At 68.9% G+C, this 12,610-nt stretch carries 17 protein-coding genes and 2 tRNA genes; 10 read left to right on the forward strand and 9 right to left on the reverse strand.

Going from position 1 to position 12,610, the window contains the following annotated elements; genetic code table 11:
• The first annotated feature begins 9 nt into the window (after nucleotides 1–9).
• Complete coding sequence (locus ABD197_RS09510) at nucleotides 10–1,677, forward strand: FAD-binding dehydrogenase (protein ID WP_344053891.1); 1,668 nt, start codon at nucleotides 10–12, stop codon at nucleotides 1,675–1,677.
• Here the strand turns inward: ABD197_RS09510 and ABD197_RS09515 are convergent.
• A complete protein-coding gene (locus ABD197_RS09515; RefSeq protein ID WP_344053894.1) occupies nucleotides 1,674–2,351 on the reverse strand; it encodes a DUF8185 domain-containing protein in 678 nt (225 codons plus the stop codon). The genes ABD197_RS09510 and ABD197_RS09515 overlap by 4 nt on opposite strands.
• Nucleotides 2,352–2,439: 88 nt before the next feature.
• Here ABD197_RS09515 and ABD197_RS09520 point away from each other — a divergent pair, with 88 nt between their 5' ends.
• Entirely contained in the window at nucleotides 2,440–3,294 is an 855-nt protein-coding gene (locus ABD197_RS09520) for an acyl-CoA thioesterase (protein ID WP_344055831.1), read from the forward strand.
• A 6-nt stretch (nucleotides 3,295–3,300) separates the two neighbouring features.
• Here the strand turns inward: ABD197_RS09520 and ABD197_RS09525 are convergent, their stop codons facing one another.
• The 4 genes from ABD197_RS09525 to ssb are packed head-to-tail and all read right to left on the reverse strand — an operon-like array spanning nucleotide 3,301 to nucleotide 6,695.
• On the reverse strand, nucleotides 3,301–3,813 hold the full coding sequence (locus ABD197_RS09525; RefSeq protein WP_344053897.1) for an acyl-CoA thioesterase: 513 nt from the start codon (nucleotides 3,811–3,813) through the stop codon (nucleotides 3,301–3,303).
• Entirely contained in the window at nucleotides 3,806–5,488 is a 1,683-nt protein-coding gene (gene ettA / locus ABD197_RS09530) for an energy-dependent translational throttle protein EttA (RefSeq protein ID WP_344053899.1), read from the reverse strand. Before ettA ends, ABD197_RS09525 begins: the two co-directional genes overlap by 8 nt.
• A 42-nt stretch (nucleotides 5,489–5,530) precedes the next feature.
• On the reverse strand, nucleotides 5,531–6,103 hold the full coding sequence (locus ABD197_RS09535; protein WP_344053901.1) for a DUF6993 domain-containing protein: 573 nt from the start codon (nucleotides 6,101–6,103) through the stop codon (nucleotides 5,531–5,533).
• A 55-nt stretch (nucleotides 6,104–6,158) separates the two neighbouring features.
• On the reverse strand, nucleotides 6,159–6,695 hold the full coding sequence (ssb, locus tag ABD197_RS09540) for a single-stranded DNA-binding protein (protein ID WP_344053903.1): 537 nt from the start codon (nucleotides 6,693–6,695) through the stop codon (nucleotides 6,159–6,161).
• A gap of 220 nt (nucleotides 6,696–6,915) precedes the next feature.
• Between ssb and ABD197_RS09545 the strand changes: the two genes are divergently transcribed.
• Nucleotides 6,916–7,206 (forward strand): hypothetical protein, encoded by a 291-nt coding sequence (locus tag ABD197_RS09545; protein WP_344053905.1) that lies wholly within the window; start codon nucleotides 6,916–6,918, stop codon nucleotides 7,204–7,206.
• 34 nt (nucleotides 7,207–7,240) lie between these two features.
• Here the strand turns inward: ABD197_RS09545 and yczR are convergent, their stop codons facing one another.
• Nucleotides 7,241–8,662: a MocR-like transcription factor YczR gene (yczR, locus tag ABD197_RS09550; RefSeq protein ID WP_344053907.1), complete on the reverse strand. Its 1,422-nt coding sequence runs from the start codon at nucleotides 8,660–8,662 to the stop codon at nucleotides 7,241–7,243.
• Nucleotides 8,663–8,723: 61 nt separating this feature from the next.
• Here yczR and yczE point away from each other — a divergent pair, with 61 nt between their 5' ends.
• Nucleotides 8,724–9,350, forward strand: a complete 627-nt coding sequence (gene yczE, locus ABD197_RS09555) for a membrane protein YczE (protein ID WP_344053909.1) — start codon at nucleotides 8,724–8,726, stop codon at nucleotides 9,348–9,350.
• A 23-nt stretch (nucleotides 9,351–9,373) separates the two neighbouring features.
• On the opposite strand, the gene ABD197_RS09560 is transcribed toward yczE, so the two are convergent.
• The gene (locus tag ABD197_RS09560) at nucleotides 9,374–9,586 is read right to left on the reverse strand and encodes a methyltransferase (protein WP_344053911.1); all 213 of its coding nucleotides are present in this window, start codon (nucleotides 9,584–9,586) and stop codon (nucleotides 9,374–9,376) included.
• A 111-nt stretch (nucleotides 9,587–9,697) separates the two neighbouring features.
• Between ABD197_RS09560 and ABD197_RS09565 the strand changes: the two genes are divergently transcribed.
• The 6 genes from ABD197_RS09565 (at nucleotide 9,698) to ABD197_RS09590 (ending at nucleotide 11,705) form a co-directional block, all read left to right on the forward strand.
• Nucleotides 9,698–9,769, forward strand: a tRNA-Arg gene (locus tag ABD197_RS09565).
• A 48-nt stretch (nucleotides 9,770–9,817) separates the two neighbouring features.
• A complete protein-coding gene (gene orn / locus ABD197_RS09570) occupies nucleotides 9,818–10,444 on the forward strand; it encodes an oligoribonuclease (protein WP_344053913.1) in 627 nt (208 codons plus the stop codon).
• Between the two features lie 37 nt (nucleotides 10,445–10,481).
• A tRNA-His gene (locus ABD197_RS09575) sits at nucleotides 10,482–10,557 on the forward strand.
• Between the two features lie 16 nt (nucleotides 10,558–10,573).
• Complete coding sequence (locus tag ABD197_RS09580) at nucleotides 10,574–10,921, forward strand: metallopeptidase family protein (protein ID WP_344053915.1); 348 nt, start codon at nucleotides 10,574–10,576, stop codon at nucleotides 10,919–10,921.
• Nucleotides 10,912–11,217 carry an ATP-dependent Clp protease adapter ClpS gene (gene clpS / locus ABD197_RS09585; RefSeq protein WP_344053917.1) on the forward strand — a complete coding sequence of 102 codons (306 nt, stop codon included), beginning with the start codon at nucleotides 10,912–10,914 and terminating at the stop codon, nucleotides 11,215–11,217. Before ABD197_RS09580 ends, clpS begins: the two co-directional genes overlap by 10 nt.
• Nucleotides 11,214–11,705: a DUF2017 family protein gene (locus ABD197_RS09590; RefSeq protein ID WP_344053919.1), complete on the forward strand. Its 492-nt coding sequence runs from the start codon at nucleotides 11,214–11,216 to the stop codon at nucleotides 11,703–11,705. The genes clpS and ABD197_RS09590 overlap by 4 nt, the downstream gene beginning before the upstream one ends.
• An 11-nt stretch (nucleotides 11,706–11,716) precedes the next feature.
• On the opposite strand, the gene ABD197_RS09595 is transcribed toward ABD197_RS09590, so the two are convergent.
• Both ABD197_RS09595 and ABD197_RS09600 read right to left on the reverse strand, forming a co-directional pair.
• A complete protein-coding gene (locus ABD197_RS09595; RefSeq protein ID WP_344053921.1) occupies nucleotides 11,717–12,310 on the reverse strand; it encodes a nucleoside/nucleotide kinase family protein in 594 nt (197 codons plus the stop codon).
• Entirely contained in the window at nucleotides 12,285–12,605 is a 321-nt protein-coding gene (locus ABD197_RS09600; RefSeq protein ID WP_344053923.1) for a hypothetical protein, read from the reverse strand. Before ABD197_RS09600 ends, ABD197_RS09595 begins: the two co-directional genes overlap by 26 nt.
• Between the last annotated feature and the right edge of the window lie 5 nt (nucleotides 12,606–12,610).

Below are 12,610 nucleotides of genomic sequence, written 5' to 3' on the forward strand. Positions count from 1 at the left end.
GAGTCGCCCATGTCCTCAGGTACGCACCACACCACGGATCTCCTCGTGATCGGATGGGGGCTCGCCGGTCTCGTCGCCGCCTCCGAGGCCGTCGCGGCGGGGCGGACGGTCACGATCGTCGACCAGGAGCCGCGGACGAACCTCGGCGGCCAGGCGTGGTGGTCGTTCGGCGGTCTGTTCTTCATCGACTCCCCCGAGCAGCGCCGCATGGGAATCCGGGACTCGATCGATCTCGCCCGCCAGGACTGGTTCGCCACTGCGGGGTTCGACCGCGAGGAGGACGCGTGGCCGCGGCGCTGGGCCGAGGCCTACCTTCACTTCGCCCACGAGGAGAAGCGCTCATGGCTGCGCCAGAAGGGCGTCGGCTTCTTCCCGGTCGTGGGCTGGGCCGAGCGCGGCGGATACACCGCGACCGGCCCGGGCAACTCCGTCCCGCGCTTTCACATCACGTGGGGAACGGGGCCGGGGATCGTGGCGCCCTTCGTCGCCGCGGTCGAGGAGGCGGAGACCCGGGGAACGCTGACGATCCTGCCGCGCCACCGCGTGACGGCGCTCAGCTCCGCGGACGGGCGAGTCATCGGGGCCACCGGCGACGTGCTCGCCCCGTCCGGTGCCGTCCGGGGCGCGGCGTCCGCCCGCGAACCGATCGGGCAGTTCGAGGTCACTGCGGGCGCGACGATCGTCTCATCGGGTGGTATCGGCGGCAATCACGACCTCGTCCGTCGTCAGTGGCCCGCTCGGCTGGGCGAGCCTCCTGCGTCGATGATCGCGGGGGTTCCCGAGTATGTCGACGGTTCCATGCTGGCCCTCGGCGAGAATGCCGGCGCCAGACTCATCAACGGCGACCGCATGTGGCACTACGTCGAGGGCGTCCGCAACTGGGATCCGGTGTGGCCGCAGCACGGCATCCGCATCCTGCCGGGTCCGTCGTCGGTGTGGCTCGATGCGACCGGCCGACGCCTTCCCGTCCCCCTGTTCCCCGGATTCGACACGCTCGGCACCTTGGAGCACCTGCGCACCACCGGGTACGACCATTCCTGGTTCGTGCTGTCGCGGCAGATCATCGAGAAGGAGTTCACCCTCTCCGGCAGCGAGCAGAACCCCGACCTCACCGGACGCGACATCCCGCTCCTGGTGAAGTCACGACTGGGCAGAGGGGCTGCAGCACCCGTTCAGGCCTTCATGGACAACGGAGAGGACTTCATCGTCCGTGATGACCTGCATGACCTCATCACTGCGATGCGCGCCGCACCGGGAGGGGACGCGTTGGACGCCGATCGGGTTCGCCTCGAGATCGAGGCACGCGACCGTGAGATCGACAACGACTTCACGAAGGACGCGCAGATCGCGATGCTGCGCTCCGCCCGCGCCTACCGCGGCGACCGGCTCGTGCGCACCGCCGACCCGCACCGGATCCTCGACCCCAAGGCCGGACCTCTCATCGCGGTCAAGCTCCACATCGTCACCCGGAAGTCGCTCGGCGGCATCGAGACGGACCTGGACGGGCGGGCGCTGGGCGTCGACGGCCGGCCGGTCCCCGGGCTCTACGCCGCCGGTGAGGCGAGCGGGTTCGGCGGCGGGGGCGTGCATGGGTACCGCGCGCTCGAGGGGACGTTCCTCGGCGGGTGCCTGTTCTCGGGCCGAGCGGCAGGACGTGCGGCAGCGACTGCGGTCTAAACGACCGGCGCGCCGGTCGACCGCACGGCGGTGAGGCCGGTGCGTGCCGGTCCCCTCACCACGACGTGTCCGCGAACGAGGGACAGCCTCGTCCAGGCCCCTGCTTCGCGCACGGCCGCTTGTTCCTCGCCGACGATGAAGCCCAGCACGAAGGCGGCGAAGGCCGCGCCGAGCGGTATCCCCCCCAAGGCCTCGTCCGGGGCGCCCCAGACGGCCGCGCGCACCGCGCGGACGGCATCCTCCCCCGAATCCTGCGGCAGCGCCTCGGCGACTGCGGCGATCCCCCACTGGGCGCGGGAGGCGAGGACGGATGCCGGCACCTCGGCGATCTCCGTCCACCCGGCTCGCGGCGGGGTGACACCCGCCCAGGACGGTGACAGCGCCGTGTCGGGAAGGACGAGGTGTGCCGCATCGTCATCCGCGGGCTGCAGACTCCCCGCCGACACCACCAGATCGCACACGAGCTCGGGGTCCACCGGCAGCGCGCGCATCGCCAGCACCGTGGGGGTCGCATCGAACAGCCCTCTCGGAGCGAGCGGAGCCGCCGTCATCAGGAGCGTGCCGCCCGAAGCCTGCAGGCGCACGGCTTCATCGCCGAGGCGTGCCGTCCGGCCCGCGAAAGTCAGGGCGTCCGCGGCCGCCGCGGCGTCCGTGAAGATCAGGCGCGACGACATCCGCCTAAGCTACAACACTGTGATCGACGCCCCGCACACCACCCCCGCCGCCGACGACTACTCCCCCGATCCCGACCCGGTCGCCTCGATGCTCGCGGTGCTGGATCTGTCGCAGTCCGGTGCGCGCACGACCGAGGACATCTTCACCGGGGTGTCCCAGTCGATGCCTCTCGGGCGTGTGTACGGCGGCCAGGTGCTCGCCCAATCCATCGTCGCCGCGGAGCGGACGATCCCGGACGGAAGATCCGTGCATTCGATGCACGGATACTTCCTGCGCCCCGGCGACGCATCCCAGGGCATCACATTCTCCGTCGACCGCATCCACGACGGCCGTTCGTTCTCCACACGTCGCACCCAGGCGTTCCAGCAGGGCGTGCCGATCTTCTCCATGATCGCTTCCTTCCAGGACGAGGACCCCGGGATCGAGCACCAGGCGGAGATGCCGGCAGGGCTCCCCGCTCCCGAGGACCTACCCGACCTGGAGGACCACCTCGCCGGCCTCCACCCGGTCTCCAAGAGACTGTTCACCGACCGGCCGCTTGATCTTCGTCACGTGCCCTCGCCGATCTATCTGTCGGTGCAGGGCGAGCGCGTGCCCCGGCAGGCCGTCTGGATGCGCACGCGGCGCGAGATCCCCGACGACCCGGCGACGCACCGCGCGGCACTCGCCTACCTCAGCGACATGACGATCCAGGAGTCGATCCTGCGCGCACACGGCGTGGCGTGGGCGACGCCCGGGCTCAAGGTCGCGAGTCTCGATCACGCGATGTGGTGGCACCGTCCCGGTCGCGTGGACGAATGGATGCTCTACGTTCAGGAGTCCCCGAACGCTCGCGGCGGACGAGGATTGGCGACAGGGCGGATCTTCAGCCGCGACGGCGTTCTCGTGGCCAGCGTCGCGCAGGAGATCATGATCCGGCTCCCCGAGGCGCCGCGCGAGTGAGGACCTTCAGCGCCGGTGGGCGTACTCCACCGGCGCGCCGAGGAACGGTTCCCACGCGGAGCGCTGTTCGTCGGTGAGGCGAACCGGTCTTCCGGTGGTCGCATCCACCATGACGACGACGGCCGATGCACGCGCGTACAGCTCTTGCGTCGCACCGGAGGCAGGGCTGAAGACCTCGTAGCAGACTTCGATGCTCGAGCCGCCGATCTTGCCGAACCACAGCTGAGCGTCGAGCGGGTTCCTCTGGTACGGCACGGGGCGGAGGTACTCGATCTCCTGCCGGGCGATGAGCGTCAGCGTGCCGGCGTCGATGCCGGAGTCGAGCACGGCCGTCGGCGGCGCGGCCTCGTCCGCTCCGGGTCGCCAGAAGGCGCGCACGCGCACCTCTTCGAGGAGCTTGAGCATCGAGGCGTTGTTGACGTGATTGAAGGCGTCCAGATCACCCCACCGCAAGTGGATGGGGATGTGGAGTCGGCGACCGTCCGCGGTCGCCGACACCACGAACTCCTCGTCAGTCACGCGTGAGCTTGCGGTACGTGGAGCGATGCGGGTTGGCCGCGTCCGCGCCGAGACGCTCGATCTTGTTCTCCTCGTACGCCTCGAAGTTGCCCTCGAACCAATACCAGTTGTCGGGGTCGTCGGCGGTGCCCTCGTACGCCAGGATGTGCGTGGCGATGCGGTCGAGGAACCACCGGTCGTGAGTGATGACGACCGCGCATCCGGGGAACTCGAGCAGCGCGTTCTCCAGGCTGCCGAGCGTCTCGACGTCCAGGTCGTTGGTGGGCTCGTCCAGGAGGAGGAGGTTTCCGCCCTGCTTGAGGGTGAGGGCGAGGTTCAGCCTGTTGCGCTCACCACCGGAGAGGACGCCCGCCTTCTTCTGCTGGTCGGGACCCTTGAAGCCGAACTGCGAGACGTACGCGCGGGACGGGATCTCGACCTTGCCGACCTGGATCCAGTCCAGACCGTCGCTGACGACCTCCCACAGGGTCTTGTTCGGGTCGATCCCGCCGCGACTCTGGTCGACGTACGAGATGTCGACGGTCTCACCGACCTTCAGCTCGCCGCCGTCGAGCGGTTCGAGACCCACGATCGTCTTGAAGAGCGTCGTCTTGCCGACGCCGTTCGGGCCGATGATGCCGACGATGCCGTTGCGCGGGAGGCTGAAGCTCAGCCCGTCGATCAGGCTGCGGCCGTCGAAGCCCTTCTGGAGCTTCTTGGCCTCGAGCACCACCTGTCCCAGCCGCGGACCCGGCGGGATGACGATCTCGTCGAAGTCCAGCTTCCTGGTGCGATCCGCCTCTGCGGCCATCTCCTCGTAGCGGGCCAGGCGCGACTTCGACTTCGTCTGACGGCCCTTCGCGTTGCTGCGCACCCACTCGAGCTCGCTCGCAAGACGCTTGGCGAGCTTGGCGTCCTTCTTGCCCTGAACCTGGAGACGCTCCTGCTTCTTCTCCAGGTAGGTCGAGTAGTTGCCCTCGTACGGGTAGAGGCGGCCGCGGTCGACCTCGCAGATCCACTCGGCGACGTGATCGAGGAAGTAGCGATCGTGGGTCACGGCGAGGACGGCGCCGGGATACTTCGCGAGGTGCTGCTCGAGCCAGAGCACGCTCTCAGCGTCGAGGTGGTTCGTGGGCTCGTCGAGCAGCAGGAGATCGGGCTTCTGCAGGAGGAGCTTGCACAGCGCCACACGCCGCTTCTCACCGCCGGACAGGTTGGCCACGATCGCCTCGGACGGGGGCGTCCGCAGCGCGTCCATCGCCTGCTCGAGCTGGGAGTCCAGATCCCAGGCGTCGGCCGCGTCGATCGCCTCCTGGAGCGTCCCCATCTCGGCCAGCAGCGTGTCGAAATCGGCATCGGGGTCCGCCATGAGCCCGGAGATCTCGTTGAACCGGTCGAGCTGCTGCTTGATCGGACCGACGCCCTGCTGGACGTTCTCCAGGACCGTCTTGTCCTCGTCGAGCTCGGGCTCCTGCATCAGGATGCCGACGCTGTAGCCGGGGCTGAGCTTGGCCTCGCCGTTGCTCGGCGTGTCCATTCCCGCCATGATCTTCAGGATCGTGGACTTTCCCGCGCCGTTGGGCCCGACGACGCCGATCTTGGCCCCCGGGAGGAACGCCATCGTGACGTCGTCGAGGATCACCTTGTCGCCGACTGCCTTGCGGGCACGGACCATCGAGTAGATGTATTCAGCCATAACCGGTCCAGTCTACGTGCGCGCGGTCCTGCCCATCCGCCGTCACCAGTCGATCGGGCGCGTCTGACCGACCAAGCAGGTGCCCTCCGCGAGGACGGGCACGATCACGGCGACCGGCTCCCCGGTGGCCGGCCCCACCTGACCGACGAGGCAATCCTGACCCCAGCGCACCGAGAACTGGATGCTCTCGGCGGGATTGCCGACGGTGCTCCGATCGGGTGTCAGCTGCATCGCAGCCTTGTCGAAGCCGGCGGCGACAAGAGCGTCGACATATGCCTGCCCGGTGACCTGCTGGGGCGTGGCCCAGACCGCCGCGACGATGCTCGAGAACAGCGGCAGGTTGTCCTCGGCCGTGCCGTCCGGGATCAGCACGGGCCCCGTGGGTTCACCCGGTGACGGTGACGCAGACGGAGTCGCCGTCTCGACGGCCGTCGTCGTGAGCGGCTCGGCGTCCTGCCCGGCCGGTGTGCACCCGGAGAGGGCGATGAGGCCTGCAAGGAGGATCGCCGGGACCGGCGCTCCGGTCGCGCGTCGGCGGAGGGAGACTTTTCCGATCGCCGCCCGCGGCGCGCTCGGACGGCGGATGTCCGGGTGGCACTCGGGGCGGCGGGGCACGTCTCGAGTGTAAGTCGCGACGATTGCCCCGCCCGCCCCATGCCCGTCGCCGCGGTCAGAACGGCGTCTCGGCACCGACGAGCTCAGGCTCTCTCGGTTGCGCCGGCTCCACCGCCGGGGACGGGAGTGCGGGGCTCGCCGAGCTCGACGCCGACTGCTCCGCCACGTCCCAACCACCGTCGGAAGAAGTCGTCGCCCATTCCTCGGCGGGCGCGGCCGAGCCCGATTCGTCCGAGCGAGCGTCGTCGGAACGGAATGCCGTCGTGCCGAAGAGCAGGTCATGACCGATCGCATCGATGTCGATGTCGACCGACGTGCCGCGCTTCTCGCCGGTGTCCCAGTTGCGCACCTTGAGCCGCCCGGTCAGGATGACGCGTTCCCGGCGATGCAGCGACTCGTAGACGTGGTCGGCGAGCCTTCGGTACGCCGATGCCGTGTACCAGTTCGTCTCGCCGTCGACCCATGCCCCGGATGCCTTGTCGAAGCGGCGCTCCTTGCTCGCGACGCGGAACGTCGTGATGGGCACGCCGCCGCGCACCTTCCGCTCGGGGTCCGTGCCGATCGTTCCGACGATCGTGATCGTGTCGTTCATCTCGCATCCTCTCCTCCCGAAGTCCGTCCTCGGGCTGCGCCGGCGCCCCGTGCCCGTTGAGAGCGCCGGCGCAGCTCCACGATGCCCGTTTAAGGGCCAACAGGTGCGGGTCGAGCGGAGATCTGCGGACAACGTCGCGCCGAGGCGTCCTGGGGAGGAATCGACGAACTGCCGGCGTGTCGGAGGTCGAACGTATCTTCGATGGGAGGGGAGAACGACCATGACCGCACCATCGACCGCCGCCCGGCTCTCGGCGTCGCGCCGCGATGCCGCACCCGACCTGTCACCGCCCGTCCTCACCCGTGCGGTGTCACTCACGGCCGCGGGGCCCGCCCTGTGGCGGGTGATCGACCGCCCCGGCCGGGTGATCGGCCACCTCCAGGTGACGACCGCCGGCGCAGACACGCGGTATCGCGCTCGTCGCTTCCACGCGGCATCCGGTCGATTCCGCGAGCTGGGCGAATTCTGGGCGGCTGACGACGCCATCGATTGCCTGAGGTTCTCCCGCTGACGGCGGGCGGGGCTCAGATGACGGCGTGCCGGGATCAGATGACGGCGTCGAGCTGCATCGATGACTGCACGGGCGCCCCGCCGCACACCCGGGGCCATGCGTCGGCGAGTATCTCGACGGCGCGGATGAGCTCGGCAGGGCCGCTCGTGAAGGGAAGGCGAAGGTGCCGGTCGTACCCGCCGTCCACCGCGAATCTCGAGCCGGCCGACAGCAGCAGGCCTCGCGATCGCACGTCCATCACGAGCGGTGAACTCAGCGGGGCATCCAGCCCGATCCACAGCGACACTCCCCCGTGTACGACCGGAGTCCGCCAATCCGGGAGCAGCGTCGCGAGCGCCTCGCGAGCGGCATCCCGGCCTGCCCGGAGCAGATGGGAGCGCTGCGCGATCACTTCCGGGAATCGCCGCAGAGCGGCTGTCGCAATCGCCTGCTCGAACTCCGGGGTGCCCAGATCGTGCGCCGGACGAGCGGCCACGAGACGGCGGATCAGATCCGCGCCGGCCCGGACCCATCCCACGCGCAGCCCTCCCCACACCGTCTTGCCCAGCGAGCCGATCCGGATGACCGACTCCGGATCGCTCGCGAAGCCGGGCGACTGCAACCCGCGATCGATGTCGAGGTCGGCCGTGGTCTCATCGAGGACCAGGAACGTACCCGCGCGCTGTGCGGCCTCGCCGATCGAGATCCGCTCGTCTGCGGACATCGAACGCCCGGTCGGGTTCTGGAAGTCAGGCATCAGGTAGGCCAGCACCGGCAACGCGCGCGCAAACGCCTGCTCGGCGCGGTCCAGATCCCAGCCGTCCTCCGGGGTCACCGGTACACCGATCAGCCGGGCGCCCGCGCGCCGCAGGGCATCGGCAGCGTGCGGGTAGGTGGGCGTCTCGATCAGGACACGATCCCCCCTGCCCAGCAGCACGGCGGCGAGCAGGTGGATCGCGCTCTGCGCGCCTGTGGTGACCAGCACCTCGTCGACGGACGTCGGGATGCCGCGCTCGCGGTACCGGCCCGCGATCGCTTCGCGCAGATCGCTCCGGCCCACCATGTCGTATCCCGTCCGCGCGACGATCGAGGAGGCGGACAGACTGACATCCGAGAACAGTCCGGCCAGTCCGGGCCATGCCGGTGGGCTCGCCTGCTGGAGGTCGATGGCCCCCTCTCGCGGAGCGACAGCGCCGGCATCCGCTCGCCGTAGAGGCAGCGTCATGCTCCCCGACCCTCGCAGACTCGCGATATGTCCCGAATCGCGCAGGCTCCGGTACGCCGTCGCGACGGTGCTTCGACTCACTTGCAGCGCCGACGCCAGTTCGCGCTCGGCGGGAAGCGTCGTACGTGGCGCGATGCGGTTGTCGAGGCAGAGAAGACGGATGCCGTCGGCGAGGGCCTCATATGCCGGCTCACGCGTACGCCAACCACCTAGTGCCGCTCCGAGGGAACGAGCCGATATGCGGGAGTCCACCGGGCCAGACTATCCGCATTGGCCTGGTGCTACCAGTCCAATAATGCGATGAAATGGGGCCATGACGCGTCGTGTGGTGCAGCTCCTGGTCGGCCTCTTCCTCTATGGGGCAGGGTGCGCCCTCACGGTCGAGGCGGGGCTCGGGGTGGACCCGTGGACCGTCTTCGCCCAGGGCATCTCGGTCCACACGGGGATCGGCATCGGGTGGGTCACGAACATCGTGGGCTTCCTCGTCCTGCTCGTCTGGATCCCGCTCCGCCAGAAGCCCGGAATCGGCACGATCGCCAACATCCTCCTGGTCGGGACGAGCATGCAGGCCGTGCTCTGGCTCGTGCCGCCGGTCTCGGGCGTCCTCCTCCAGGTGGCCGTGCTGCTGGGTGGCATCGTCCTGGTCGCCCTGGCGTCGGGACTCTACATCGGGGCGCGATTCGGGCCCGGTCCCCGAGACGGCCTCATGACGGGTCTCCACGCACGTCTGGGCTGGCCGATCTGGGCGTGCCGTGCGTCCGTCGAGATCTCCGTGCTCGCGATCGGCTGGCTTCTGGGCGGCACCGTGGGCATCGGCACGGTCCTTTTCGCCGCGCTCATCGGCCCGCTCGTGCACGTCGCGCTCCCGCTCCTCGACACAGCGCGCGCGAACCCCGCCCTCGCGGCGAAGCCGTCCGACGCGTCAATCGCCCGCGTCTGACGGCTCCGTCCCCGTGGGGTGGATCAGTGCTCCTGGAACCGGGGCCAGTCGCTTCCGGCGGGCATCCGGGAATGCAGTGCGCTCTTCGCGACCTCCATCGACGGGTAGGTTCCCGCGGTCGTGTCCGCCCCGGCCATCGTGACGGTGTAGCCCTCGTCATCCTTGCGGATGCTGCCGGCGACTCCTGACGCTCCATAGGCGACCCAGAGGGCGTGGTGTGTCTCGGTCGTGCTCATCATCGAACTCCTTCCGTGTCTCCGAACGTACGCCGCCGGCGCGCGCGCTGCCAGTGCCACGCTGCGGCGACTTCCGGCTGTGCGAGGCGGACGGGTAGCGTAGATGTGTCACCCTCCGTAGCTCAGTGGAAGAGCGTCCGGTTTCTACCCGGCTGGTCGGGAGTTCGAATCTCTCCGGGGGGGCTTGTGCGCCCGAGATCCGTGTCCGTGCCCCCTGGCTAGGATGGAGCAATGGTGGGCGCTTCCGAGAACGATCGTCTCGTATGGATCGACTGCGAGATGACGGGCCTCGACCTCGAGATCGACGAACTCGTCGAGATCGCCGTCGTCGTGACCGACTTCGAACTCCGCCCTCTCGACCCGGGGTTCTCGATCGTCATCAAGCCCGATGACTCCGCGCTCGCGCACATGAACGACTTCGTGACGGCGATGCACGAGAAGTCAGGGCTCTTGACGGAGATTCCCCACGGCGTGAGCCTCGCCGAAGCCGAATTCGAGGCACTCGAATACATCCAGCGCTTCGTGCCACTGCAGGGCAAGGCGCCGCTGGCCGGCAACACGATCGGCACCGACCGCATGTTCCTGGCCAAGTACATGCCGCGCGTCGACAGGTGGCTTCACTACCGCAACGTCGATGTGTCCAGCATCAAGGAGCTCAGTAGACGCTGGTACCCCCGTGCCTACATCCACGCGCCGGCGAAGGGCGGCGGTCACCGCGCGTTGGCGGACATCCGCGAATCGATCCTCGAGCTGTCCTACTACCGCTCGGCCGTGTTCGTCCCCGAACCGGGGCCGACCAGCGACACGGCACGCGCCGCGGCATCGGCGGCGCTTTCGTCGTTCGCGCCCGAAGTATGAGAGAATCTTCGGGTTGCCCGCTCGCGCGGGAGACATGGTGGGTATAGCTCAGTTGGTAGAGCGCGGCCTTGTGGTGGCCGATGTCGCGGGTTCGAGCCCCGTTACTCACCCCAAGCAGGAGAGCATCTGATGCAGATGGATCCCGAGGGGTTCGAAGCACTCGTCACGGCCGAACTCGATCGGCTCCCCGACGACATGGTCGATGGTCTGGAGAACGTCGTGTTCGTGGTGGAAGACCGTCCGGAGGATGGAAGCCTCGACCTCCTCGGTCTGTATGACGGTTGGGCTCTGACCGAACGCGACCGCTACGGCATCGGCGAGTTGCCCGACCGGATCATCATCTACCGCGAGCCCCACCTGGCGGCATGCGAGACGGCCGATGAATTGCGCGACGAAGTGCATACGACGCTCGTGCATGAGATCGCCCATTTCTACGGCATCGACGACGAACGCCTGCACGAATTGGGATGGGCGTGATGTCGGTCGCACTCCCCGATCTCGGCGAAGACCTCCGCACCACGGGTTCCGAGCAGCCTCATCATCCTTGGCAGACGGTCGTCTGGAACGACCCCGTCAATCTGATGAGCTACGTCGCCCATGTCTTCCGCGAGTACTTCGGGTTCGATCGCCCCGAAGCCGAACGGCTCATGCTCGCTGTGCATCATGACGGGCACGCGGTCGTCGCAGAAGGCGCGAGGGAGCAGATGGAGCTGCATACTCAAGCCATGCACGACTACGGGCTCTGGGCGACAGTTCGGCAGGCGCCACGGTGACCGGTGATCGCAGCGTGGTCCTCGAACTGACACGCCTCGAGGCCACCCACCTCGCCGGCTTGGTGGCGCAGTTCGCCGAGCTTCTGGAGGACTCCGGCGCGGCGTCGAGCACGGATCCGGCGGTGCTCCGGCTGGTGCCGGACGCGTACGCCGATGACGCCGGCGCAGCGCGCGAGTTCCGCGAGCTCACCGAGCGCGATCTGCTGGAACGCCGCCGTGCGGACGCGGGCATCGTCCTCGGGTCTCTCTCACCCGCCGCGAGCTTCGCGGACGCGGACGACCCGATGGAGGTCGTCCACCTCACGCTGGATGCCGATGCCGTCCAGGCATGGCTGCGCGCTCTGGCCGCCATCCGCCTCGTGCTCGCGAACCGGCTCGGCATCGAGTCCGAAGACGATCACGACGACGAGGATCCCCGGTTCGGGATCTATGACTGGTTGGGCTACCGGTTGGACGGTCTCGTCCGCGCGGTCGAGAACGAGACCTGAATCGCAGATCCTCAGGGAATCGCGAAGACGTGCGTCGCCCGCAACGGCGGTCCGTCGGTGACGAGGTGTTCCTCCTCCTGTGCCGCCCACCGCGCCCAGTGCGGGCGATACGTATCGCCGTCGCGCGCCAGGGCGCGGCGCATGCGCGAGGGCGCCGGGGACTCGAGCCAGACGCGGACGTCTCCGAGTGCGGAGGTTTCCGCGGTCAACAGGCCTGAGCCCTCGACGATCAGCGGGAGGGACGGGTCGACGGCATGCGCCTCCGCCGGTGCGCCCACCTCCCAGTCCCACCGCTGCCAGACTCCGACGAGTCCGCGGGCGTGCGGCCGGAGGATCGCATCTCTGGCGAGCTCCACGCCGTCGCGGAGACCGTCCCAGCCCGGGTACAGCGAGTCCAGCGCGACGAGCTGCACGCGCCCGCGTAAGGGCCATTGGGCGACGAGCCGGCGCGCCAAGGACGTCTTCCCCGATCCGCTGCGCCCGTCGATGAGCACCACCGGATTGGATGCCGCCACCCCCACGACTGCCTGCGTGATGTGCGTGGCGGCGAGATCGAGCGCGTGTGCGACCGGATCGGCCCTAGCGCTTGAGGGCGCGGATGACACGGCTGAGTGCACGACCGGCGACCCATACGAAGGGGATGGCCACCGCCAGGAAGGACACGATGTTCGGCTCGAAGCTCAGCGAGTCGCCCTTGCGGACGTACGCCCCCAGGGGAGCCGCCCAGCTGCCGCCACCGCCGCCGCCGTTTCCGGACTCGTCGGATCCTCCACCGAAGCCCGACCACGACAGCGCGACGGGGACGATTTTGACGCCGTCGACGTCGATGGGCTCGCCGTACGCGCTGTGCACGCCGAGATTCGCGGACTGCTGACCGAGTTCAAGTGCGATGTTGGGCATTCCTT

The organism is Microbacterium lacus (assembly GCF_039531105.1).
GTDB classification, from domain to species: Bacteria; Actinomycetota; Actinomycetes; order Actinomycetales; family Microbacteriaceae; genus Microbacterium; species Microbacterium lacus.